General features: G+C 38.1%; 24 protein-coding genes. 10 read left to right on the forward strand and 14 right to left on the reverse strand.

The window, feature by feature from the left end; genetic code table 11:
- The first annotated feature begins 12 nt into the window (after positions 1–12).
- The gene (gene rbr, locus OCV73_RS12565; protein WP_147552721.1) at positions 13–591 is read left to right on the forward strand and encodes a rubrerythrin; all 579 of its coding nucleotides are present in this window, start codon (positions 13–15) and stop codon (positions 589–591) included.
- Positions 592–661: 70 nt separating this feature from the next.
- On the opposite strand, the gene OCV73_RS12570 is transcribed toward rbr, so the two are convergent.
- Both OCV73_RS12570 and OCV73_RS12575 read right to left on the reverse strand, forming a co-directional pair.
- Positions 662–1,780: a glycosyltransferase family protein gene (locus OCV73_RS12570; RefSeq protein ID WP_147552723.1), complete on the reverse strand. Its 1,119-nt coding sequence runs from the start codon at positions 1,778–1,780 to the stop codon at positions 662–664.
- A 54-nt stretch (positions 1,781–1,834) separates the two neighbouring features.
- Entirely contained in the window at positions 1,835–2,605 is a 771-nt protein-coding gene (locus OCV73_RS12575; RefSeq protein ID WP_147552725.1) for a UDP-2,3-diacylglucosamine diphosphatase, read from the reverse strand.
- Positions 2,606–2,767: 162 nt separating this feature from the next.
- Here OCV73_RS12575 and OCV73_RS12580 point away from each other — a divergent pair, with 162 nt between their 5' ends.
- The 3 genes from OCV73_RS12580 (at position 2,768) to OCV73_RS12590 (ending at position 4,754) form a co-directional block, all read left to right on the forward strand.
- Complete coding sequence (locus tag OCV73_RS12580) at positions 2,768–3,079, forward strand: DUF4491 family protein (RefSeq protein WP_147552889.1); 312 nt, start codon at positions 2,768–2,770, stop codon at positions 3,077–3,079.
- A gap of 123 nt (positions 3,080–3,202) precedes the next feature.
- On the forward strand, positions 3,203–3,595 hold the full coding sequence (locus OCV73_RS12585; protein ID WP_147552727.1) for a T9SS type A sorting domain-containing protein: 393 nt from the start codon (positions 3,203–3,205) through the stop codon (positions 3,593–3,595).
- Between the two features lie 139 nt (positions 3,596–3,734).
- A complete protein-coding gene (locus tag OCV73_RS12590; RefSeq protein WP_147552729.1) occupies positions 3,735–4,754 on the forward strand; it encodes a branched-chain amino acid aminotransferase in 1,020 nt (339 codons plus the stop codon).
- Positions 4,755–4,824: 70 nt separating this feature from the next.
- Here the strand turns inward: OCV73_RS12590 and OCV73_RS12595 are convergent, their stop codons facing one another.
- Complete coding sequence (locus OCV73_RS12595) at positions 4,825–5,595, reverse strand: hypothetical protein (protein ID WP_167551266.1); 771 nt, start codon at positions 5,593–5,595, stop codon at positions 4,825–4,827.
- A 214-nt stretch (positions 5,596–5,809) separates the two neighbouring features.
- Complete coding sequence (locus tag OCV73_RS12600; RefSeq protein WP_147552732.1) at positions 5,810–6,622, reverse strand: PstS family phosphate ABC transporter substrate-binding protein; 813 nt, start codon at positions 6,620–6,622, stop codon at positions 5,810–5,812.
- 197 nt (positions 6,623–6,819) lie between these two features.
- On the opposite strand from OCV73_RS12600, the gene pstC reads away from it, so the two are divergent.
- The 6 genes from pstC to trxA all read left to right on the forward strand — a co-directional run bounded on the left by pstC (position 6,820) and on the right by trxA (position 14,567).
- A complete protein-coding gene (gene pstC, locus OCV73_RS12605; protein ID WP_147552734.1) occupies positions 6,820–8,004 on the forward strand; it encodes a phosphate ABC transporter permease subunit PstC in 1,185 nt (394 codons plus the stop codon).
- Positions 8,004–8,894: a phosphate ABC transporter permease PstA gene (gene pstA, locus OCV73_RS12610; RefSeq protein ID WP_147552736.1), complete on the forward strand. Its 891-nt coding sequence runs from the start codon at positions 8,004–8,006 to the stop codon at positions 8,892–8,894. Before pstC ends, pstA begins: the two co-directional genes overlap by 1 nt.
- Before the next feature lie 7 nt (positions 8,895–8,901).
- The gene (gene pstB / locus OCV73_RS12615; RefSeq protein WP_147552738.1) at positions 8,902–9,654 is read left to right on the forward strand and encodes a phosphate ABC transporter ATP-binding protein PstB; all 753 of its coding nucleotides are present in this window, start codon (positions 8,902–8,904) and stop codon (positions 9,652–9,654) included.
- 30 nt (positions 9,655–9,684) lie between these two features.
- A complete protein-coding gene (gene phoU, locus OCV73_RS12620) occupies positions 9,685–10,377 on the forward strand; it encodes a phosphate signaling complex protein PhoU (RefSeq protein ID WP_147552739.1) in 693 nt (230 codons plus the stop codon).
- A 138-nt stretch (positions 10,378–10,515) separates the two neighbouring features.
- Positions 10,516–14,169 carry a DNA polymerase III subunit alpha gene (dnaE, locus tag OCV73_RS12625; RefSeq protein WP_147552741.1) on the forward strand — a complete coding sequence of 1,218 codons (3,654 nt, stop codon included), beginning with the start codon at positions 10,516–10,518 and terminating at the stop codon, positions 14,167–14,169.
- An 83-nt stretch (positions 14,170–14,252) separates the two neighbouring features.
- The gene (gene trxA, locus OCV73_RS12630; RefSeq protein ID WP_147552743.1) at positions 14,253–14,567 is read left to right on the forward strand and encodes a thioredoxin; all 315 of its coding nucleotides are present in this window, start codon (positions 14,253–14,255) and stop codon (positions 14,565–14,567) included.
- A gap of 80 nt (positions 14,568–14,647) precedes the next feature.
- On the opposite strand, the gene OCV73_RS12635 is transcribed toward trxA, so the two are convergent.
- From OCV73_RS12635 to OCV73_RS12680, 10 genes are all read right to left on the reverse strand, one after another.
- Positions 14,648–15,982, reverse strand: coding sequence for an NADP-specific glutamate dehydrogenase (locus OCV73_RS12635; protein WP_147552745.1), 1,335 nt, complete (start codon positions 15,980–15,982; stop codon positions 14,648–14,650).
- A 432-nt stretch (positions 15,983–16,414) separates the two neighbouring features.
- Positions 16,415–17,854, reverse strand: coding sequence for a CCA tRNA nucleotidyltransferase (locus OCV73_RS12640; RefSeq protein WP_147552747.1), 1,440 nt, complete (start codon positions 17,852–17,854; stop codon positions 16,415–16,417).
- A 104-nt stretch (positions 17,855–17,958) separates the two neighbouring features.
- Positions 17,959–19,605: a hypothetical protein gene (locus tag OCV73_RS12645; RefSeq protein ID WP_147552749.1), complete on the reverse strand. Its 1,647-nt coding sequence runs from the start codon at positions 19,603–19,605 to the stop codon at positions 17,959–17,961.
- A gap of 214 nt (positions 19,606–19,819) precedes the next feature.
- Entirely contained in the window at positions 19,820–20,020 is a 201-nt protein-coding gene (locus tag OCV73_RS12650) for an energy transducer TonB (RefSeq protein ID WP_147552751.1), read from the reverse strand.
- A 187-nt stretch (positions 20,021–20,207) separates the two neighbouring features.
- Complete coding sequence (locus OCV73_RS12655) at positions 20,208–21,632, reverse strand: M56 family metallopeptidase (protein WP_147552753.1); 1,425 nt, start codon at positions 21,630–21,632, stop codon at positions 20,208–20,210.
- Between the two features lie 2 nt (positions 21,633–21,634).
- Positions 21,635–21,997, reverse strand: a complete 363-nt coding sequence (locus OCV73_RS12660; protein ID WP_147552755.1) for a BlaI/MecI/CopY family transcriptional regulator — start codon at positions 21,995–21,997, stop codon at positions 21,635–21,637.
- A gap of 164 nt (positions 21,998–22,161) precedes the next feature.
- A complete protein-coding gene (locus OCV73_RS12665) occupies positions 22,162–22,551 on the reverse strand; it encodes a YkvA family protein (RefSeq protein ID WP_147552756.1) in 390 nt (129 codons plus the stop codon).
- Positions 22,552–22,563: 12 nt separating this feature from the next.
- Positions 22,564–23,739: a M24 family metallopeptidase gene (locus OCV73_RS12670; RefSeq protein ID WP_394802965.1), complete on the reverse strand. Its 1,176-nt coding sequence runs from the start codon at positions 23,737–23,739 to the stop codon at positions 22,564–22,566.
- 3 nt (positions 23,740–23,742) lie between these two features.
- Positions 23,743–24,405 (reverse strand): HAD family hydrolase, encoded by a 663-nt coding sequence (locus OCV73_RS12675; protein WP_147552758.1) that lies wholly within the window; start codon positions 24,403–24,405, stop codon positions 23,743–23,745.
- Between the two features lie 63 nt (positions 24,406–24,468).
- Entirely contained in the window at positions 24,469–25,968 is a 1,500-nt protein-coding gene (locus tag OCV73_RS12680) for a M48 family metallopeptidase (RefSeq protein ID WP_147552760.1), read from the reverse strand.
- Positions 25,969–26,212: the final 244 nt, after the last annotated feature.

The following is a 26,212-nucleotide window of genomic DNA, read 5'->3' on the forward strand; positions in this document are numbered from 1 at the left end:
AAACACAAGACAATGGAAAAAAGCATTAAAGGAACCAGAACAGAACAAAATTTACTGAAATCTTTTGCAGGTGAATCACAGGCAAGAAGCCGTTATACGTTCTTTGCCAGCGTAGCTAAAAAAGAAGGGTATGAACAGATAGCCGGCGTATTTATGGAAACCGCCGAACAAGAAAAAGAACATGCTAAAAAATTCTTTAAATATCTTGAAGGCGGTATGGTAGAAATCACAGCTTCCTATCCCGCAGGCATCATCAGTACAACAGCAGAAAACCTGCGCGCTGCTGCCGAAGGAGAGAATGAGGAATGGGCCGATTTATACCCTGAATTCGCAAAAATAGCCGAAGAAGAAGGCTTTCCTGCTATCGCCACTACATTTAAAATGGTCGCCCGCGTAGAAGCCGAACACGAAGCTCGTTACCGTAAATTACTGGAACGCGTAGAAACCGGCAAATTCTTTGAAGAAGAAACCGAAATAGAATGGCAATGCCGTAACTGCGGATATGTTCATAAAGGTAAAAAAGCGCCTCAGTTATGTCCGGCATGCCAGCACCCGCAAGCTTATTTTGAAAGAAAGAAAAACAATTACTAATACCGGTAATTCATAAAAATAGAGAGGCTATAACAGCCCCTCTATTTTTTTATACCAGAAAAACAAATGCTCAACGAAAAGACGGAGAGATTTTTATCCCCTCCCGGCTATATGAATTATAAATGCTTTTCAATTCGGCATATATCAGTACTTCGGCATGACTCTCCCATTTTCTGAACATCTCATTAGGCTTATAATCCGGTATAGTATCCAGCAATACGTCCAGATCAAAATACCCGGCAACGGCTCCGGCGCCCACCTTTAATGCATCGTATGCATTACAGATTTGTTCTATATGAACCGGGACCATCATTACAGGTTTTTGCAGATACAGCGCCTCACACACCGATTCAAAACCTGCGGTAGTCGAGTATCCCTTACAACCGGCCATATAAGAAAGAAAAGTTTGGTCATTGATGCGATGCAGATTCAACCCATCGGAAATCCGTAAAACATCCGGAACATCTTTTTTATCCCAAAAGAATTCCAATTTTTCATCAGGATGTTTTCTATGCCAATCTTCAATCTCGGACAAATAACCGCTATTAAGCATGTATCCATGAATATAATCTCTTGTTTCATTTTTTTGCTGTTTGACCTCCTTTCTTAACAACGGAGGGACTACGGCTATTCCGCTTTTCCGGTCATCGGAAAGCGGATAGAATGATAATGCCAGCCGGGAAGAGGCTCCCAGTGCAGTCATCTTAGTGAAAAAACGTAATAAATTGATCTCCAACCAGGATACTTTCGGAAAAATATATTTACGATGCAAAAACATATACTGATGTCCTATACATACTATAGGAACCCGGACAGAAAAGAAGAAATTAGTGAGGCCGGCCAGTAACTCATAAAAATTAAGAACAATATCGGGGTTATAATCGGCTATTTTCTTTTTTATAAATACCATATTTGCAATATAAACAGGCAATCTAACCAAGTTATAAACAACACTCTTTATCAGGTTAGGACGTTTATTCTGAGCTGCGGGCAAAAAATTAGGACTTTCGAACGGAAGTATATCCGCTTTCATCTGCGATAAAAAATAATCGGGCAATATACGGGACTCGCTCTTTCCCACCAGACAGGCCACCACCTCATCCCCTTGCCTGCGAAGCATATCCTGCATAACCAATGCCTGGGAAAAATGTCCCCTTCCCTCCCCCTGTATAATAAAAAGAAATTTCATTTCGTCTTTCATTTTTAATCATAACAAAAACATGCTTTATACGGTTGTCCGGTTTCAGGAAGCTTTTATCTCTTTCGCATAATTTTCCTCATATTTGTATATTTCCCATATTCCATCCTCCCTTTCGACAAGAGCACTTAACGATTCCACCCAATCCCCGGAATTAAGATAATGCACATTCCCGAACCAAAGATCGGCCGGTTGATGAATATGGCCACAAATAACCCCGTCATAATGTTGACGCCCGGCTATCTCGGTTAAAGACCTTTCAAAATCCGAAATATAAGACACTGCCGATTTTACCTTATGTTTTATTCTCTGCGAAAAAGAACAATACGGCTTACCGTTTTTCCTCCGGTAGGCATTTAATACTTTATTTATCCATAACAAGAAAGTATAACCATAATCTCCCAATTTAGCAAGCCATACCATCCGGCTACTTATATGATCAAACACATCTCCGTGAGTCACATAATAACGTCTCCCATGAGATACATGTATATAATCCTGAACAAAAGAAACAGACGACAATGTAAGAGGCAATATACTGTCCAGAAAACTGTCATGATTTCCTCTTACATAAATAACCCGGGTATTATGTTTTTCCATCATTTTCATAATTACCTTTATCAGATCGGTATATTCCCGTTTCCAGCGCCCGAAAGGATTACGATGCAATTTCCATCCGTCCAGAATATCTCCGTTTAAAATAAGTTTTTCACAATCTATCGAATGAAGAAATGAAATAAGTTCGTTAACTTTTGAATGTTCCGACCCTACATGGACATCGGAAATAATAACCGTAGAAACTTTTTTTCTATTCATACCAATCTGTTGATTTTGATGTAAAAATAACTGTCCGCTATTACTCCAGCATGACAAGAGAATGTGATTCTTATGACAGAAATTCCCGTATTTTTCCTTCTATTTAAAATCTTTTTCCCGTCTCAGGAGTTATCTTTGTAAATAAATATTTCCATAACTATGATGCAATTTTTAGAAAACAATCATTTGCTAGGGCTGATAATAGGAATAAGTACATTTCTTATTATAGGAATATTCCATCCTATTGTTGTAAAAGCAGAATATTACTGGGGGACACGTTGCTGGTGGATATTCCTCGTAACAGGAATTACAGGCATTATTCTTTCCCTGCTCACCGACAACGTCCTCTTTGCGGCACTTCTCGGTGTGTTCGCCTTTTCATCTTTCTGGACCATAAAAGAACTATTCGAACAGGAGGAACGAGTCCGCAAAGGCTGGTTTCCTAAAAATCCGAAACGTACATATAAATTCTGAAGTATTTCGGCCCGTTATCCGAACATGAGGATTCTTAATTGGAAAAGTTTATGATTTTTTTCATAATTAACCTCTTACGGTTCCTTTTTTCAATGAAAATGTTTATTTTTGTGTGTTAAAATAATGACAAAATCGATTTGGGAGATGAAAGCCATAAGATTGATTACTGCAGCTCTTTTCTTCAGCATGTCCCTTTTAATGACATTGCCTATACAAGCTGCGTCTCCTAAAAGCGGCTGGCAGGAAGTAACCTCCGAAGAAATTACTCTCTCCAACGGTCAAAACACGACCCGGCTCCCTTCTACCGTCAAGAGCGGAGATCCTATCGAAGTATACAGCAATGACGGTTTTATCTATATCCGTACTCCCAAACGGGTACAAGTACAAGTATTTACTATCTTAGGCCAATTGGTTTCACAAGCATATATAAACCCGGGAACGTCACAACTAAAGATTGAAACCCGGGGTATTTATATCGTTAAGGTAGGATCTGTTACCCAAAAAGTCGCATTATAACTATATTCATAAATTTACAGAATCTATCCACTAAACATTTCCGATTAATAAAAACTATTCCGGAAAACAGGGATGTTAAACTGTAAATTCATTACATTTGTAAAAGATAAGAATTATTTTTTCACTAATATTTAATCATATGGAAAATATAGACTGGTCTAACCTTTCTTTCGGTTATATGCCCACCGACTATAACGTACGCTGCACCTACAAAGAGGGCAAATGGGGAGATATCGTTGTTACAGATTCACAAAGCATTGACATGCATATGGCCGCGACCTGTCTTCATTACGGGCAAGAAGCCTTTGAAGGAATGAAAGCGTTCAAAGGGAAAGACGGGAAAATCAGGGTATTCCGCCTCGAAGAAAATGCAGCCCGTCTGCAAAGCAGTTGCAGAGGTATAATGATGCCGGAACTTCCCACCGAAAAATTCAAAGAAGCTGTTATTACTGTAATCAAAAAGAACGAACGTTTCGTTCCGCCTTACGAAAGCGGAGCATCTCTTTATATACGACCTCTGTTCATCGGCACTTCGGCACAAGTAGGAGTAAAACCTGCTAAAGAATATCTTTTCCTAATATTCGTAACTCCGGTAGGCCCTTATTTTAAAGAAGGTTTCAAACCTACACCTATGGTCATTCTGCGCCAATACGATCGTGCAGCACCACTGGGAACAGGCAGATATAAAGTCGGCGGTAATTATGCTGCCAGTTTGGTCGCCGGAGAAAAAGCTCATGAAATGGGATATTCAGCCGTACTCTATCTAGATGCCAAAGAAAAAAAATACATTGATGAGTGCGGACCTGCAAACTTTTTCGGGATACGAGGAAACAGTTATATCACACCAGAGTCTACATCCATACTGCCTTCTATTACCAATAAAAGCCTGATGCAACTGGCAAAAGACCTGGGAATGACGGTAGAGCATCGCCATGTTCCGGAAGAAGAACTTTCCACTTTTGACGAGGCCGGAGCATGCGGTACGGCAGCAGTTATCAGTCCCATCGAACGTATAGACGACCTGGACGAGAACAAATCTTATGTATTTTCAAAAGACGGAAAACCAGGCCCCGTATGTGAGAAACTATATCATAAACTTCGTGCTATACAATACGGGGACGAACCGGACATTCATAACTGGAACACGATCATAGAATAATAACCAGAACATATAATATTATACAAAACGACCCGGAATATTAATATTCCGGGTCGTTTTGTATAAATATCTATTCAATTACCTTATTTGCAGTAAAGACTGCCCCTTTACTTGTAACAAGAGAAGGTTTCTTTTTATTCATGTCTTTTATATAGATATAAAATGATTTCTCAAAGTCTTTACGAAACGTCTTAATATTATATATATCAATCATAATTTTACAAACTCCGGATTCTACAAAAGAGTAGTTGTATTTTGTAATTTCACATTCATTTTTGTCAACGTCCGGGTAATATCTACCATATGTTGTAGTAGGAGAAAAGTCATTCGTCTCTTTTTCAAAACGCATTTTTACGCCATCTGCATTAATCCATTCATAGTGATAAAATATATTGAAACCAAACATGGTTGTGGAACTGGATTCCGATTCTTTTGCAAAAGAAGTGGTCTTATTAGTAGATGGTGAAGTACCCGACCATTCTGTATCAGTAGAAATATTTACGATATAGACATAACTGCCAGCTGTAGTTGCCAGTCTTTTTGTTTGCTCATCATAGGTCCAACTACCTTTATTATCAGGGTTTATAGATGCACAGGTACCGTCAGCGAAAAATATCCAACTTTGAGGAAAATTGTAGCCACTTTGTCGTGACCAATTTCCTACAAAACGCTTTATGGCAGGTGAAAGTTCATTATCACAACTCGTTCCAGTATGTCCTTTTCCATCGGTATTCTCTAAATTTTCGGAACCTCTTTCACAAGATAAAAAAAGTATACAACACAAAATTATTACCATATAATTGACAAATTCTGAATGCAATCTTAAACATTGGGGTTTCATTTACGTATAAAGTTTTTTTGTTAATATTCAACAAAGGTAATCATTTACAAATGCAATGATTCTTTTATATAATATTTTTTTAAAAAAACATATATAATTAATATATTAAAGTTATCAATAACAAACTTTTTGACAGAAAAAATTAATAGATATTTCTCCAGCATTAATTAATATACTTTTTTGGAGCCAAAAGAAATAAAAATATAACGTAAACTTACTTCACAGGAATATAACCGCTTTCCATTATGAGTTTCTGGCCTTTTGGAGAAAGCATATAATTAATAAAAGGAGAAACTTTTTTTTCACGCACTTTGTCATAATAATAAAACAAAGGTCTCACTACAGGATATTTTCCACTCAAAGCATTTTCCACGGTAGGATAAGAATAATTTCTATCATCATAAGAAACGGCCAGAGATTTAACTTTTTTATTTATATAAGCCAAACCTACATACCCTATCGCCCCTTTAGTCTGAGCAACGGATTGAATAATAGCTCCTGTAGCCGGCATAGACAAGCTGCCGCTCATATAATTTTTCCCGTCCAGTACACTTTCTTTAAAAAACTCGTATGTACCCGAGGATGTTTCCCGGGAGTAAACGATTATTTTCAAGTTATCCCCTCCCACATCTTTCCAGTTGGTAATCTTGCCTCTAAAAATTTGTTCCAGTTGCTTTCTCGTCAGTTTATTCACCTTATTTGCCGGATTCACAACAACAGCCAGAGCATCACGTGCGATCACCTTTTCTATTATCTCTCTATGTTCTTTTCTAAACTTCATTTTTTCGCTAAAGCTGATTTCACGGGATGCCATTGCAATATCGCAAGTACCGTTCATCAATGAAGAAAATCCTACTCCGGTTCCTCCTCCGGTCACTGTTATATCTCCCGAAGAATTTTGTTTCAGAAAACTTTCGGCCACAATCTGGGAAACAGGCAGTACCGTATCGCTTCCTTTGACATTTTGAGCCACCGAAATCGATATAGAAGAATAAAACATCAGGAAAAAACAGAGTACTTCTTTCATAAATGCTTGATTTATTATTTACAAAAGAACAGTCCGAAAATTACATATATATGACATTTCGGTTACTTTATCATAGCAATCTGTCCACCACATAATATTCTTGTAATGCTAACGAAATATTTTCTACACACATTCTTAAAACTTTCTTCACAGATACTTCATACAAGATAGCCTTCTTTGTATAAGAAAGAAAAAACATGAAAAGAATTTTCGAACGTATCATAGAAGGAATAATACAATGCAGCGGATTCCTTACCAGTATAGTAGTTTTACTTATTATCGCTTTTTTGTTCACCGAAGCATTCGGCCTGTTCAATAAGAAAACCATAGAAGACGGATATGTACTGGCCTTCAATGAAAATAACACCGTAAAAAAGCTAAATGCCTCACAAATCAAAGACATCTTTGACGAAGAAATATTGAACTGGGAACAATTGGGTGGCCCCAGAGAGCCTATAACCGTTTTCCGCTTGAACGACCTTACGCATTATTTTACAGAAACAGAGCTAGGAAAAGAATATGAACATGCCTCCACCAAAATAGATTCTCTCATCCATATGACACCCGGAATGATAGCTTTTATTCCTGAAGAATTTATTCCCCAAAATCCCAAAAGCCGTATCTTGAAAGACAATGCAATCCCCATGAGAGACGTATTATTCGGTACAGAATGGTTTCCTACAGCTACACCAGCTGCACAATTCGGAATACTACCACTTATCGGTGGAACTCTATGGGTAAGTGCATTCGCTATTTTATTCGCACTTCCCTTCGGGCTTTCCGTTTCGGTATATATGAGCGAAGTAGCGAATAACCGGATCCGTAATATACTTAAGCCTGTAATAGAACTTTTAAGCGGGATTCCTTCGGTCGTTTACGGTTTTTTCGGACTTATCGTCATCGTTCCGTTCATACAAAAAATATTCGGTTTACCCGTCGGAGAAACCGGACTTGCAGGCAGTATCGTATTAGCTATTATGGCACTTCCTACTATCATTACAGTCAGTGAAGATGCTATGCGAAATTGCCCGAACTCCATGAGGGAAGCAAGCTTGGCATTAGGAGCCTCGAAATGGCAAACTATATATAAGGTAGTGATTCCCTTCTCCATCTCTGGTATCACATCAGGAGTCGTATTGGGTATCGGAAGAGCTATAGGTGAAACGATGGCCGTGCTCATGGTAACAGGAAATGCTGCCGTTATCCCGCATTCCATTCTGGAACCATTACGAACGATACCCGCAACAATAGCAGCCGAGCTTGGAGAAACCCCTTCGGGAGGGACTCATTACCAAGCACTTTTCTTGCTCGGAGTTATCCTCTTTTTCATTACTCTCATTATCAACCTGAGTGTAGAATACATCAGTAATAAGCAAAAATAATGAACAAACCTGTATTCCCGTCCGGATATGAAAGACGTAAAACCAGATCGCAAAAATGGGCTTTCGGGATATTTTCTTTATTAAGTTATAGCATCGTAATTCTTTTGTTCGGTATATTAGGATTTATTATTTACAAAGGCGCTGGAGTCATAAACTGGAAATTCATCTCCGGTTATCCGGCTGACGGGATGACATCCGGAGGTATATGGCCTGCTATCGTAGGAACATTCTATCTGATGATAGGTAGCGCGATATTTGCTTTTCCCACAGGTATTATGAGCGGGATATACATGAACGAATATGCCCCAAAAAGAAAATTAATACGGTTCATACGGGTTATGACCAATAATCTAAGCGGCATACCTTCAATCGTCTTCGGACTTTTCGGAATGGCTCTCTTTGTCAAGTATCTGGATTTCGGAGACAGTATTTTAGCCGGCTCTCTCACCTTAGGTTTATTATGTGTTCCTCTCATTATACGTACTACAGAAGAAGCTTTAAAAGCTATACCGGACAGTTTCAGAGAAAACAGCCGAGCCTTGGGAGCTACCAAATTACAAACTATCTGGCATGTAATCATTCCGATGGCAATGCCAAACATCATCACGGGTCTCATTCTGGCTCTGGGGCGCGTCTCGGGAGAAACAGCACCTATATTATTCACCTGTGCCGCCTATTTTTTACCGAATCTTCCCTCAGGTTTACTAGACCAGTGTATGGCATTACCCTATCACCTATACGTTATATCTACCAGCGGAACCAACATGGAAGCCCAGCTACCCATCGCTTACGGAACCGCCCTGGTACTCATTGTTATCATTTTACTTGTCAATATTTTGGCTAATACTCTAAGAAAATTTTTCTCTAAAAAAGTAAGAACAAATAAATAGCACCTATATGATAAAAATCGAAGCAAAGGATGTCAATTTCTATTATGGCAACTTCCATGCGCTAAAAAATATAAACATGGAAATAGAGGAAAAATCGGTCGTTGCCTTTATCGGACCTTCCGGTTGCGGAAAATCGACCTTTCTGAGACTATTCAATCGAATGAACGATCTTATTCCGGATACCCGGCTGGAAGGAAAAGTACTGATAGACGGAAACGATATTTATGCTAAAGGCGTACAAGTCGATGAACTTCGTAAAAATGTAGGAATGGTATTCCAGCGCCCCAACCCTTTCCCAAAAAGTATCTTTGAAAATGTAGCTTATGGGCTAAGAGTGAATGGCATAAAAGACGAATTATTCATCCGCCAGCGTGTTGAAGAAACACTTAAAGGTGCTGCCCTATGGGATGAAGTAAAAGATAAACTGAAAGAATCGGCATACGCTCTTTCCGGAGGACAGCAGCAAAGACTATGTATAGCCCGCGCCATGGCGGTTTCTCCGTCGGTACTACTTATGGACGAACCTGCTTCGGCACTGGATCCTATATCGACTGCCAAGGTAGAAGAACTTATTTATGAACTGAAAAAAGACTATACGATTATCATTGTCACCCACAATATGCAACAGGCCACCCGGATAAGCAACAAAACCGCTTATTTTTATATGGGTGAAATGATAGAATATGACGATACACGTAAAATTTTCACCAATCCGTCGAAAACATCGACCCAGAATTATATTACAGGACGCTTCGGATAATCATCAAATGAATTAAAAAAACATAGATATATGGTAAAATTTATAGAATCTCATTTATCTCTGCTCAAAAAAGAAGTTGACGATATGTGGGCTCTTGTCTATAACCAGATGGAAAAAGCTATAAACGCAGTCAATACTGTAGATACCGATTTGGCTCAACAGGTTATAGTCAGAGAAAAACGTGTAAATACCTACGAACTGAAAATAGACAGTACGATCGAAAATATTATTGCACTTTATAGTCCCGTAGCGGTCGACCTTCGTTTTGTCCTGGCCATGCTCAAAATAAACTCAGATCTCGAAAGATTAGGAGATTTTGCCGAAGGCATTGCCTGGTTTGTCATACATAACAAAGAATATATTATATCACGGGAATTACTGGAATCCCTGCAATATGATAAAATGGGGAATCAGGTTCTCACCATGCTGAAACTGACCCGGGAGGCCCTCGATGAGGAGAATATTTCAATAGCGTCCTCAATTTTTTCTAAAGATAACTTGCTGGATGAGATAAACCGGAAAATAACCGGAACCATGTCCGCACATTTACTCAATCATCCAGAGGACACCCGAATATGCCTCGATCTGGTAAGTGTATTCAGGAAATTGGAACGTTCGGGCGATCATATAACCAATATGGCCGAATCCATTATTTTCTACATTGATGCCAAAGTATTGAAACATAGCGACAAACAATACGGAGAAGAACCCGGAAAGAAATAAAGAATCAAAATATGTTTTTCGTTTGCGTATGAAAAGAAAAAGACATTAACGTTCCGAAAAGATTTTTTTATTGATTCTTCTTTTTTTAAACCGTTTTGAATTGTAACTTTACAACTCGAAAACAAAAAATCCGGAATCATGCAACCTTTTGTACATCTACATGTCCACTCACAATATTCATTGCTTGACGGACAGGCTTCCATATCGGCTTTAGTAAACAAAGCCATAAAAAACGGAATGAGGGGCATTGCACTCACAGACCATGGAAACATGTTCGGCATAAAAGAACTGTTCGATATATGTAACAAAAAGAACGGGGACTACAATAAGGCCATCAAATCTTTAAAAAAACGGATTAAAGACATTAAAGAAGGGAATGAAGAAGCAGAAGACAAGGAAGCCGTTATAGCCGACATCGAAAAGGAAATAGCCGATACAGAGAAGAAACTTTTCAAACCTATTCTGGGTTGCGAAATGTACGTAGCCCGAAACGGCTTACTTAAAAAAAACGGCCGAGAAGACCAAAGCGGATATCACTTGGTCGTTCTGGCAAAAAACAATACCGGTTATCATAATCTCATCAAGCTTGTTTCCAAAGCCTGGACCGAAGGTTATTATATGCGTCCCCGTACCGACCGGGCGGAACTGGAAAAATACCACGAAGGACTTATCGTATGTTCTGCCTGTCTGGGTGGTGAAATACCCAAAAAAATCACCAATGGAGATATAGCCGGAGCAGAAGAAGCTGTTCTCTGGTTCAAAAATCTGTTTGGAGAAGATTATTATCTGGAGTTGCAACGTCATAAAGCGACTGTTCCCCGCGCCAATCACGAAGCATATCCTTTACAAGAAAACGTAAATAAATATCTGATAGAATTTTCCCGGAAACATAATATAAAACTAGTTTGTACCAATGACGTACATTTCGTAGATGAAGAAAACGCCGAAGCCCACGATCACCTTATTTGTCTGAGTACAGGCAAAGACCTGGATGATCCGAAACGTATGCTCTATACCAAGCAGGAATGGATGAAAACTCAAGAAGAGATGAATGAGCTTTTTTCCGATATACCAGAAGCGCTCTCAAACACGGTAGAGGTCTTAGACAAAGTTGAAGTTTATAATATAGAGCACGACCCGATACTTCCTAATTTTCCTCTTCCGGAAGGTTTTTCCGATGACAACGACTATCTCCGTTACCTAACGATGGAAGGAGCAAAGAAACGCTGGGGAACACTTACCGAAGAACAACAAGAACGTGTGGACTTCGAATTGAATACAATCAAATCCATGGGATTCCCGGGATATTTCCTCATCGTGCAGGATTTCATTGCTGCAGCCCGAAATATGGGTGTTTCGGTCGGGCCTGGCCGTGGATCGGCTGCCGGATCGGCCGTAGCATATTGTCTCGGAATTACTCAAATTGATCCTATACAATACGATTTACTGTTTGAGCGTTTCCTGAACCCCGACCGTATCTCACTTCCCGATATAGATATAGACTTCGATGACGACGGCAGAGGCGAAGTCCTTCAATGGGTCACCGACAAATACGGATATGAAAAAGTAGCCCATATCATCACATACGGAACCATGGCCACCAAACTTTCGGTAAAGGACGTAGCACGCGTACAGAAACTGCCTTTAAGTGAATCGAACCGGCTGGCAAAACTTATACCTGATAAAATACCCGACACTAAAAAAATAACATTACAGGCTGCCATAGATTATGTTCCTGAGTTGAAACAGGCTGAAGAATCCAGTAACCCGCAATTAAGCAATACGCTTAAATATGCCAAAATGCTGGAAGGAAATGTTCGCAATACGGGAGTCCACGCCTGTGGCGTCATCATAGGCCGTGATGATATTACCGACTGGGTACCGGTCAGTACCGCCGACGATAAAGTGACGGGAGAAAAAATGCTGGTTACTCAATATGAAGGAAGCGTAATTGAGTCGACGGGGCTTATCAAGATGGACTTCCTGGGTTTGAAAACCCTGTCTATCATTAAAGATGCGGTCGAAAACATCAGTATATCCAAGCATATTGATGTAGATATTGATAATATATCCATTGACGACCCTAAAACATACGAACTTTACTGTGCCGGTAAAACAACCGGTACGTTCCAGTTCGAATCGGCAGGTATGCAAAAATACCTGAGAGAGTTACATCCTTCAACCTTTGAAGACCTTATAGCCATGAACGCCCTGTATCGCCCGGGCCCAATGGATTATATACCGCAGTTCATTGCCCGTAAACACGGACGGGAACCTATCGAATACGATATCCCCATTATGGAAAAGTATCTGAAAGATACATACGGTATTACGGTCTATCAGGAACAGGTCATGCTCCTCTCCCGTTTATTGGCAAACTTTACCCGCGGCCAGAGCGACGGATTACGCAAAGCAATGGGTAAGAAGCTAAGAGACAAACTGGATGCACTCAAACCGCTTTTCATTAATGGCGGAGTAAGCAACGGTCATGACCCGAAAGTACTGGAAAAGATATGGGGAGACTGGGAAAAATTCGCTTCATACGCATTCAACAAAAGTCATGCAACCTGTTACTCCTGGGTAGCTTTTCAAACAGCTTATCTGAAAGCTAATTTCCCGGCAGAATATATGGCGGCAGTATTAAGCCGGAACCTGAATGACCTGACAGAAGTAACAAAATATATGGATGAATGTAAATCCATGAAGATCCAGGTACTTGGGCCTGACGTCAACGAGAGTTTATCAAAATTTTCCGTAAACAATCATGGAGACATACGATTCGGATTAGCCGCCATCAAAGGTGTCGGAGAAGCTGCTGTACAGGCGATTATTCAGGAACGTGAAGCTAACGGTCCCTATAAATCTGTTTTCGATTTCGTAGAAAGGGTAAATCTTTCCGCTTGTAATAAAAAGAACATAGAATCTCTGGCAATAGCCGGAGCCTTCGATGCATTCTCCGAAACTAAACGAGAAGTGTTCGATGCGAGCTGTATGAACACCAAAGGAGAACCCTTCCTTGATTCTTTAGTAAGGTACGGTCAGAAAGTACAAGCTGACAAAATGATGCAGACCAATTCTCTTTTCGGTGATATAGCTCCCATTTCCACAGCCACCCCGGAAGTTCCTTATGCCGAATCCTGGCCCGATCTAATACGCCTGGATAAAGAACGAGAGCTGGTAGGCATGTATCTTTCCGCTCATCCACTGGATACTTATGCATTGGAACTCGAATACGGATGCAACACTCGCATGATTGAATTAAAAGATCGTGAAGCCCTCGAAAATAAAGATATCACATTCGGAGGTATTGTCATCGATTACCGGACAGCCCTTACCAAAAAGGGTACATCTTGTGGATTCCTGAAAATAGAAGATTACTCCGGAGCCGAAGAATTGGCATTATTCGGACAAGATTACATCGATTATGGGAAATATGGTATTAACGGCATGTTCATACTTGTACATGCCCGTTGCCAACGTTCCAGATATAACCCAGACAGAGTTGATCTGAAAATAACTTCTATCGAGCTTCTACAGGATGTAAAGGATAAACTACTTCATTCTCTTACCATTAATATGTCGATAGATGCAGTAAATAGGGGAATAATCAAATCTTTATCTGATTTTCTCCCGGCCGCTCATCAGCATAAATCGGACTTATACTTCCAGATATACGATCCCGAACATAAAAAATCGGTAAAATTACGTTCTTCGCGAAGACCGCGTATTACAAAGGAATTAATTGATTTTTTAAAGGAAAATGAGGATATTTCATTCAAAATAAACAATTAGGTATTGTAGAACTTACTTTGTTTATCTAAATTTGTTACGCCATAAGGCAGTAAACGTAAACCTAAAACTAAATAAATTGAGAAATGGCTTTAACAATTACAGATGCTAACGCAAAAGAACTGATAGAATCGGGCAAACCAGTTGTCATTGATTTTTGGGCAGAATGGTGCGGTCCCTGCCGACAGATAGCACCTTCGGTCGAAGAACTTGCCGTCCAATATGAAGGACAAGTCATCATAGGTAAGTATAATGTAGATGATGATTCTGAATTAAGCTCCGAATTCGGTATCCGTAATATTCCTACCCTGCTTTTTTTTAAAGACGGGAAATTAGTAGATAAACACGTGGGATCCACCTCTAAATCTGATTTAGAAACCAAAATCAAAGCATTATTGTAATTTTTATATAATAAAAAGAAAGGACGGATAGTATTATCCGTCCTTTCTTTTTAACAATCTTTTTATTAATAACCTATTGTTTACAAAATACCCTGCGCCATCATAGCTTTTGCAACTTTCATGAATCCTGCGGTATTAGCTCCTTTCACATAGTTGGTATAACCATCTTCTTGTTTTCCGTAACGAATACATTGTTCATGAATATCATGCATGATTTGTTTCAGTTTATTATCCACTTCTTCAGCAGTCCAGCTTATCTTCATGGAATTCTGGGTCATTTCAAGACCACTCACCGAAACACCGCCCGCATTAGCAGCCTTTCCAGGCGCATACAATATCTTTGCATTCAAAAACTGGTCTATAGCCTCCGGAGTCGAGGGCATATTTGCTCCCTCCGATACAGCAAAGCACCCGTTTGCCAGCAAAGTACGCGCATCATCACCATCAAGCTCATTCTGGGTGGCACTAGGCATTGCTATATCGCATTTCTCACCCCAGGGACGGCCACCTTCCACGTATTTGCAGCCATATTCTTCGGCATATTCCCGAATACGGCCACGGTACAGATTCTTGAGTTCGAATATGTATTTCAATTTATCAGCGTTTATTCCCTCCGGATCATAGATATATCCGTCACTATCGCTCATAGTAACCACTTTCGCCCCCAGACTTATTAATTTTTCTACCGTATATTGGGCTACATTACCAGAACCTGAAACAGTTACGACTTTCCCCTTTATATCTATACCTTTAGTTTTCAACATTTCAAGCAGGAAATAGACATTTCCATAGCCGGTAGCTTCCGGACGTATTAAAGATCCTCCAAACTCCAGACCTTTACCTGTAAATGTTCCTGTATTTTCCCGGGCCAGTTTTTTATACATTCCGTACATATAACTCACTTCTCTTCCGCCGACACCTATATCTCCGGCAGGCACATCGGTTTCGGGACCTATATGTCGCCATAACTCTGTTACAAAAGCCTGGCAGAAACGCATGATTTCCATATCCGATTTTCCTTTAGGACTAAAATCGGAACCACCTTTACCACCACCCATAGGCAAAGTCGTAAGTGCATTTTTGAACGTCTGTTCAAAAGCCAGAAACTTAAGGATGGAAAGATTCACAGAAGAATGGAAACGAATTCCTCCTTTATACGGGCCGATAGCATTATTATGCTGCACTCTGTATCCCATATTCGTCTGTACACGTCCTTTATCATCAACCCATGTAACCCTGAACGTGAAGATACGATCAGGTATACATAACCGTTCTATCAGATTGTAACGCTCAAATTCAGGATGTTCATTATAAACATCTTCGATTGTTGCCAACACCTCTTCTACAGCCTGGTGATATTCCGGCTCATTGGGAAAACGTCTTTGTAAGTCGTTTAATACTTCTTGTACCTTCATCGCTTAATAATTAATTTTCAGTTCAATTCTCTTGAGTAGAATAAAGGAGAGCTCCTCATATTTCGTTTCGAATGCAAAGATGAAAAATAAATTTATAAATTGCAACCTTTTTACCTAAAATTCTTTCAAAAAAATATAATATCTGAATTTTTAAAGCAAATTGTACAATATAAATACCCAAAAAAGGATTTTTGTCAAAATAAAAAAATCCGTTGCTAAAATATTTTATGAAAAACTGATATTGTAAAACATAACTTTCAACGAGACATTTCATTCTTTCTGCGCCATTGGCTAAAAGATGACTATAAAATCTCTCGCTTCACCGGATAGGCAGGTCAACTTACCTCTATCCCTTTAAATAAATATTATTTGTTTTAAAAGCGCACAAGGACTATATCGTAACTAAATAAAGAAAGAATCGTTTTATAAGAATCAACGTAAAGGATGGACGGGTTTCAATCCTAACTTCTCTGCGGTCTCGAGCATGAATCGATATGCAGCATCCCGTTCATTAGGAATAATACCATCCAGTACGGCATCTTTTATTGCGCTTTTGATATCCCCTACAGTACGAGACGGGGAAAGCCCGAATATTTCCATAATTTCTTCTCCCGAAATCGGAGGTTGCATATTCCGAACCCGGTCTTTTTCTTCTATCTCCCTGAGTTTTGTACGTACTAACGCAAAATTCTCTAAAAATCGCTTTACTTTTTCTTGGTTTTTCGAAGTAATATCGGCCTCACACAACATCATCAAATCTTCTATATCATCGCCTGCATCGAACAACAGGCGGCGAACTGCAGAATCCGTAACCTCTTCTTCGGCCAAGACAATCGGACGCATATGCAATCCGACTATTTTTTGTACATATTTCATCTTTTCGTTCAAAGGAAGCTTCATGCGTCTGAATATACCAGGAATCATTTTCTCACCGACAAAATTATGATTATGAAAAGTCCATCCCAATTTAGCATCATATCGTTTTGTCACTGGTTTTGCAATATCATGAAGCAAAGCAGCCCACCGGAGCCACAAGTCACGGGTGCGTAAAGACACATTGTCCAGTACCATAAGTGTATGGTAAAAATTATCTTTATGTCCACGGCCGGCAACCGTATCGACACCTTTCAATGCATCAAGCTCAGGAAAGATTAACGGAAGTAATTTACACTCGTCCAACAAAAGAAAACCGCGGGATGGTTCATCGGAAAGCATAATCTTATTCAACTCGTCAATGACACGTTCCTTTGATATGATAGAAATGCGCTCCCTGTTACGTTCGATAGCAGCAAAGGTTTTTTCTTCAATCTTGAAATTAAGTTGTGTGGCAAAGCGTATCGCACGCATCATACGCAAAGGATCATCGCTAAAAGTAATATCAGGGTCAAGAGGAGTACGGATTATTCCATGTTCCATATCTTCCATTCCGTTAAAAGGATCGGCCAACTCTCCGAAATGCTCTTTATTCAAACATAATGCAAGAGCATTGATCGTAAAATCCCGTCTGTTCTGGTCATCTTCGAGCGTACCGTCTTCCACAATCGGTTTACGGGAATCCCTTTGATACGATTCCTTACGCGCTCCCACAAACTCCACCTCTAAGTCTTTAGCTTTTACCTGCGCCGTTCCGAAATTCTTAAATACCGATAAATGAACGCCTTTACCCATTTTCCGGCTCACGGCTGTAGCCAGCTCGATACCGCTGCCTACCGTCACGATATCTATATCCTTTGATTCCCGGTAAAGAAATATATCCCTCACATATCCTCCTATTACATAACACGGTTGATTTTTTTCATCGGCAACTTTACCAATAATAGAAAATACGGGATGTTCTAAATGCTCGTCTATCAAATCTTTATCAGGTCTCATATTTTTTTCATCTTTACGACTGCAAAAATACGCATTTTATCTTTATAGATAAATAATGCAGAAAAAGAAAGATTCGATTTAAAAAATATGAAACAGAACAGGAATCAGTCTACGGCTAAATCATTTTGTTCTATTATAAATCCTGAAGGGCTACGCTTTATCAGTAGAAATTCCCCTTTAGGCAATTTTATCGAAGGAGAAACGTTACTTTCCATTAAATAATTTAAAATAGGAACTGCATCGAATCCGTGAATTTTAAATTCATCCTTATCATATATCATTAACAGGATTTGTCCATGTTGTTTTATTTTTTCCCGCAGGTTATCAGACACAGGAACCGTTATAGTCCTGTGTTCTTTATTTGGTTGAACATCAATATTATTTTCTTTTATATTATTATATATGTATATGTCGGATCCCTGCCGGAACATTGTATCCGCATCTATTGCCAAATAATGACTTCCTAAAAATTTGGATTTAAAATCCCCGGATGTTTGTTGTATGGTTAACGGGTCTATTCCTGATACCTTTTTTAGATAATAAGCCATACTCGGACTTTCTCTTTCATTTTCTAAAATATGACCTATTCCACACCAAACAAAAACTTTAGCATTTGGATCATTTCTAAAAGTTTTTTTGTAAATAGTGTTTGCCTGGACACGCTCTCTGTCATTCGAATCGGTATCATACGTTATGACATTAAATCCTATTTGGAGCGCATTCCGTATAAAATTACCTAGAGTCGGCTCTTTTGTATAGAAGCCTGACGATTGAAGCGGATATTTTCTTTTATTGATTAAGGATTGCTCATTATCTCCATATATGGCTTCGACAGCCAAATACCTGAAACCTTCTTCATAAAGATATTTCAACAATAAATTACCAAGGTATCTATGTTTTGGCTGCCAATGTTGTTCATTCATAATAACCAACTGTTGCCCTTTTATTTGTTCTGTTAAAAAGTTAAAAGCATCATCATCATAAATCGAACTATTAATCGTATTGTCTTGGGGGTGATAGAATTCGGATAAATAGAATTCCCATTGAGAATTATTTTTAATAAACGAGTTATAGGTTAAAACAGCTTGTAGCCATATGTTTTTTTCCTGTTCGGTTTTATAATTACTTTTTTTATCCTCTAGGCTTTTTATTGGCTTAATATAGTTTGCGCTATCTTCTATAAAAGCAGAAGCTGCTATTGCAAAAGGAGATTTCGGGTGAGATTTATTATAATTTTCATCAATCGTTAAAGTAGAAAAAATATTGGAAGATTCCGCTTTCAATAGATCAAATAGATTATTGCTTTTATATTGTTTATCGAGATTAAATACTAAAAAATATGTTCTTTTATTTTCTATATCTTTCTTGGTAAATAATATTATATTATTATAGGAGGACTGAAGCATCGTATCTTGGATGGTATTGTTTTGCGAAGTATAAAATAAGGTGCAATGAATCCATGGTTCAACTTCTGTTTTCAATTTGATAATAAAATTTTCCTTTTTGATTTTTAAGTCAGGGTAATTTTTTTTTATAAAATTGACACATGAATTAAACTCGTTTCTTTTTACAACACTTTGATTTAAAGCGGTATAATCTCCGAAAAAATCAATAGATATTTTTAAACTGTCATTATAATAAAGACCGTAAAAGTCTTTTATATATCTATTATTGGAATGAAATGGGCTTTTTATTGACTGGCAACCGACAAATAAAACCAATAAAATCGATGAAAAATATTTTATTTTCATAAATAATAATTTTAGCAGGAAATATCCAAACATATAGAATACCTCTTTCCATATTTTACATGTATCTTTAAATCTGGGATCAGATTAAAACATTCAACTAGCAGAGATTTAAAAAAATATGCCATACACTCCCTTCTTTTATCAGACACCCATCAATTATCGCATCTAAAATCTACAGGCAAAACATATTTACGGCCACTATTTTACCTTTATCTTAGCTGGGTATCCACTTAGGTATAATGGATATAACCCCCAAAGTTTCTACATCTAATTCAGGAGATGCGCCCCTGATCATTTCAATATCGGACAATGTGCCATCCACATTAACAACAAAAGCCGCAATTACTCTTCCAGCAGTTTTTTCTTTTACCGCCTTCTGTGAATATTTAAGATTTTCTATTAAATACTTACTCATTTCTTATAATCCACCCGGGAACTGAAGCATTTTCTGTTTTGTTCCCGAAAGAATATGACACACCCATCCCCACGAACAAAGACATGACAATAATTAAAATATTTTTCCCCATTTCTTTATTTTTTAAATTATAAAAACAGGAAGAGCATCCGGAATCATCTTCCCTTGCAGGATACTATAATTTAAATTATTTCTCATTTTTCGTAAAAAGAATCGGTAATGTATAACGAACTCTTACTTTTCGTCCGTCCTGTTCTCCAGATTCCCATTTAGGCATATAGGCCAGCATCCTTAATGCCTCATCGTCTAAATCTTTTCTTATCCCCTTTACTATTTTCTTGTTCGTAAGACATCCGTCAGTTTCTACAATAAACTGAATAACAACCATGCCTTCCACGCTATCCCGTAAAGCCGATACCGGATAGGTGAGGTTTTTCCTGAAGAAGTCCATCAGCTTTTCTGTACCACCGGGATATTGGGGATATTTATCACACATTTCGTACAAAACAGAATATGAATCAAGGTTATCTTTATTTATACCCAAATCAGGCTCCTCTTTATCTAAATATTCTACCATTTGAACTCTCTCATCAGACTGATTATCTGACACCTTGGACGTCAACTCGTCCTTACCCTCCAGAGAGCCAGCCATAACCCGATCATATTCAATTGTTTTACTCTCTTGGCCCGTAGGAACGACAATCACAGATAATTTATCTTTCAAGCCCTCAACTACATCCCTGGCATTGACTGAAAATACGAGAAGCAGGGCTAACGGCACAACCAATAAATATTTCACAAAAGAGAATCCGGAGCTACGATTCTTATCAATCATCCTGATACGCCGTTTAAATTCAGATATACTAAAATAATTTACGCAACCGACAGAGATATTGTCTCCCATAGAAATGCGTAATAAATGATATTTATACATCTTAGGATCATATCCTGCCGATATCACTCCGCAATCGGCAAGATGTTCCAGATTCAGCCTCAACTCTTTACGCATAAGCCATAAAAATGGATTAAACCAACAACCCACAGATATAAATTCCATAAACAGGATATCAATTGAATGCCACTGACGCATATGTACTGACTCATGAATCAGTATCTCGTCTAGTTCACTTCCGTCATACTTTTGGTTACTTATAAAGATATATTTAAAGAAAGAAAACGGAGATACTTTTTCTTTAATATGTACTATCCGGCAGCCATTCCAATTATCATACACACTTTTACGGCACAAATGAAACAAAGAATATCCTTCTAACAAGATCCTAACCCCGAAAAAGACCACACCTGCCATATATAACCATTCCAGTATACTTAAAAACGAAGTTCCCACTCGGACTTCGGGAAATATCTGAATAATAGGCAACATACCCCCTGACAGCAACAACGGTTCCATATATTCCTGTACTTCCCGGCTCTGCACAAACCACGGGGTTACATCTATCAAAGGATAACATAAGGAAAAGGACAGGATTGCCAGCAAAATAAAACGTCTCGTCTTGAAAAAGGTATCTTTGCAAAACAACATTCTGTAAAGAATATAAAAAAAGATTATTGCAATATTTACCCGGAACAAAAACAAAAAAAACGCATCCATAATTATTTGTTTTTTTTCTCTATTATATCAATTATATCCTGTAAATCCTCAGAAGATATTTTCTGTTCCCGGGCAAAAAACGTGACCATTTCTTTATATGAATTCTCAAAATAATTGCGTACTATTCCCGAAACATACTTTCTCTTATAATCCCCTTCCGCGATAACCGGAGAGTAATAATAAGTATTTCCGTAACGTTTCGAAGAAATATATCCTTTTCTTTCTAGATTCTTTACGATCGACGCCACAGTCGTATAAGGAGGTTTAGGCTCTGATAATGCTTCGAGAAAGTCTTTTATATACCCACCTGATTTATTCCATATCACAAGCATTATTTCTTCTTCTTGGTTCGTTAATCTTTCCATGGTTCTATTATTCTATGTTTATCTTACAAATCAATAAATTACGAAGTATTCGCAAATCTACGAAATTTTCGTAATAAGGCAAACGTTTTACCATTTAAAAAAAGTAATATCCGGCTGAAATTAAAAATAAATTTCAGCCGGATATATATAACTCTATTTATATTTTACAAAGAGGATGTTTTCGTATCGCCCAACAGCTTCTTCAATTTATCATCGGCCCGGGCTTTTATTTCAGGGGTAATACCGGCTTTAATCTTACTGTAAACAAAAAGTAGGACACTTAAATCGTCACTATACCCTAACGGAGGTAACAAAAAATCCGGTATCAGGTCTAACGGAAAAATAAAATATCCCAACGCACCCATTATAAGCACCTTATCCTTTAATGACACTGTACCACCTGTCATCATATAATAAAGTAATAACGAGACATATATGACTTTGCTACCGGCTTTACGGGCTACTTTCTTAAGTTTTTTCCAAAAACCGGAATCGGAAAAATATTTTCCATATTTTTCAACAGCAGCAAGCGAAAGTATTCCCATAGCTTTCATACAGCAATTTGTTTAAAATAAAGGGATAAGCTCTTCCTTAAAATGAGTCAGCTTCTCAATTCCGTCCGAATTGACAACATAGGTATTTTCTATTCCGACAGCTCCGACATGAGGTATTACGAACTTAGGCTCCAAAGCTATAACATTTCCCTCTTCCAGAATATCTTTTGAACGAGGAGCCAATACCGGAGCCTCATTTACTTCTATGCCTACTCCATGTCCCACAAACCCGGCTTTTTGGGTATAGCCCATAAAATAATCTTCCAGACCGGCACTCTTTGCCATATTCAATGCCAAATCATATAGCTGGGATGCAGGAACACCCGGTTTAGCCATCTTCATTATTTCATTATGAATATCTATGGATACCTGATGCGCCTTTTTCGCCAGCATAGGTATATCGCCCACATAGAACACCCGTGTCATATCGGTCATATAACCTGTAAAATTTCCTCCCATATCCACCATTACGGTCATACCCGGTTTTATCAACGTACCATTACAACTTACCGGCAAAGAGGGATTAAGACCCGCTCCTCCCATAGCAAAATCATAAGGAGAGGGATTGTCCGCATTATCCCCGCATAAAAGGCTGCCCATAAAGATCTCCATACTGGATCCGTTTATACGGAAAATACCTAAATTGCCGTGCAACCTCATTATCCGTTCAATCTCTATACACAGTTCAACGTCACTCATACCCTCTATATAAACCGATTCAATTTTCCTATATACATCGGAATGCTTTGCACCGGATTGACGCACCAGATCTGTCTCATACGCTGTTTTTACAGAACGTACTTTTCTCATTATTTGTGAACCGTTGGATAATTCTGAACCAGAAAAAACCGAAGCTAATCTCATGTAATCGGTATAAGGGACAGAATCGGACTCAATCGCAAGAGTTTTCGGTGTTACAACTCCCCGAACCGTCAATAACCCGGGAATCTGCTCAGGTTTACGTATATATTCAATCCGGCTATCTTGCAGTCCGACAGGACGGCGAACAAAATAAATAAGCTCACCCTCTAAGGGAACATAAGTATAACCGGCAAATACTCTGCCGGAAGAATAATACAGATTTGCATTGGTACTCAAAAGAAGAGCATCTACCCCGGCTTGTTTCATAGCGGCCTGCATAGCATTCCTTCTGAGGTCTATTTCATTTTTGGACAATTCGCTAAACATTTTTTATTCTTGTTTTAAATTCAGAAAAAAAGTAATCATGGATCTTAAATCATTAAACGCCAGATCATAATCATCTGTTTCACCAAACCCGTAACGGGCAAAAACAAACGGGAGTCCGGCAAGTCTCGTCTGACGGCTGTCACCGTCGGTATCTCCCACATAAACCGGATATTTCAAAGAATAACGTTCCTGCAATATCTTCATATTCTCGCTTTTCACCTTCCAGGTATCGGCATAGGACAACCAATCGGTAACATAAGGCCGTATACCTGTATAATCCATAAAGGCCGGCAAAGTCTTATCTCCGCAATTACTTACCAGAAATAGTTTGTAATATTTCGACAATTCAGCCAGGCCTTCTTTCATCCCTTCATAAGGAATGCCGCCTTTTTCCGGAAGTATTTGATCCTGTATGCGGTACAAACTTCCGATAAAAGGTTTAAGCTTGCCAGGAGGAAAATCTGAAACTACTTTAGAAGTAATTTCTTCTATATTCATACCCATATACCGATAAAGGATATCCCTTGTAATTCGTTGATCCGAACCGATTTCCCGGAAGGCCTCATTCCAGATATCGGCATATGTATCTATAGCATCCCATAAAGTACCGTCCATATCGAACAAGATACTATCCGTTTTTTTCCAGTCTATACTCTTATTTTTCATATTTCAAAGATATAGATTTTATCAAGAAAGGGCAACTTACTTTATCTAACCATTAACCGACATTTACATACCTTTTAATTTTATTTGCATATTCTTGCTCCAACTCAATTCAGATTCAATGAAATGAGCTGAATAATCTTTTCTGAACAATGAGATTAATTTAGATTCGTACTCCTGCAACAAACGCAAAGCGGTCTCTCGTTCACCTAATCGAAGATATGCCAAAATTTCAGCTTTATAAATATTGATATCCGAAGGATTTATTTCCTTAGCAGAATTAATAAGAGACATGGCTTCATGATTTGATTGATAATTATTATACAAAGCAAATAAACAGTATGCCTTCAAAATAAAATCTTCAGAAATCGCTACTTCATTTACTATATTTTGAGAAACAAGATCAATAGCCTGCCTAAATCGCCCATTCCCATATTTCTTACGGGCTGTACTTGTAACAGCGAACGATATTTCTTTCTCAAAATTAGGATCAGGAGGCATCTGAGAATTGCCTAAATACATAATTCTATCTGACAATGCCGGATGAGTAAAAGACGCAAAATACATTCCATCACTTCGTTCTGTCTCCATAACTTCTCGTATATGCGCTAATGCGGTCGATAAAGCATTAGTATCGTATTGAAGAATAGAAAGAATCCTTTTGGCGAGTTTATCAGCCTCCCCCTCCTGCTCATGATTATATTTCATTCCTAATCGATCTATCATTTGCGATGCAATTGAGCTCGACAATATAGCCATACCTATCGTCGCCATTCCCGGAACATAATTTTGATTATTTGCAGCTATAGCACCCTCTGCCACAGCTGTCACTCCGGTCGCAAAAGCGGTCCAAAATTCCGCCCTTTTTTTACGAGAAACGGCTTTATTCACATTTTGTATCTGATGATCTAACACAAAATGAGCTATTTCATGACTAAGTACGGCAACCAATTCATCCTCTGAATGTAAACAAGACAAAATTCCCGTAGTGATCATTAAAGTTCCATTGGGATACATACCTACATTTAAAGAAGCATCATCTAATATTATCACGTTAACATTCTCCGGCCTGCCATCAATAAAATCCACAGGAGCAATTTTTGCAATCAAACCATATATATAATTTTCGAGATATGGTTCATTATAGCGTAATCCATTGGAATTCAATCTTTCGATATATTCCAATGCATCTTGCTCCATCTCAAGTCTCAATTCTTTTTGTATACCCTTATTTTGTAAGGAAACAAATACCTTTTTTATAATTTCAGAATTCCAAATATCTTGTACCGTTTTACATTCAAAATTAAGTTTATCTACCAATCCTCTTGTAACTAAACTCAATTGTTCATTTAATCGAATATAATATAAATCCTTAATGCGATTTTGGTTGTACGGTTCTACAAGAGCCTCATGAATTACACCGGAGATCTTAACTTGTGAGCCTTTTTCAAACCCTTCATACCTATTAATTAAAGTAGCTGACAAATTTATTTCATAAATAAAAGGCTGCGCATGACATAAAAATAATGACAATATAAAAATTATTGCAACTAATAGCTTTTTCATAAAATTTCAACTTTATTATTTATGTTTACAAAACTAATAAAGTTTTGGCAAAATTAAGTATTAACTAATTTGTATATTACTGAAACAAAAAAAGAAATCCTTTATTATTATAAACAAAAAAATAATGTAGAAAAATAGACTATATATTAATGCAGAAAACCATTTCTCTTTACCATCCCTTTAACTATAAAATAAAACTTAGATTCATCGATGTTGACATTAATTTTCACAATAAATTCAATTA

The organism is Barnesiella propionica, from assembly GCF_025567045.1.
GTDB lineage: Bacteria > Bacteroidota > Bacteroidia > Bacteroidales > Barnesiellaceae > Barnesiella_B > Barnesiella_B propionica.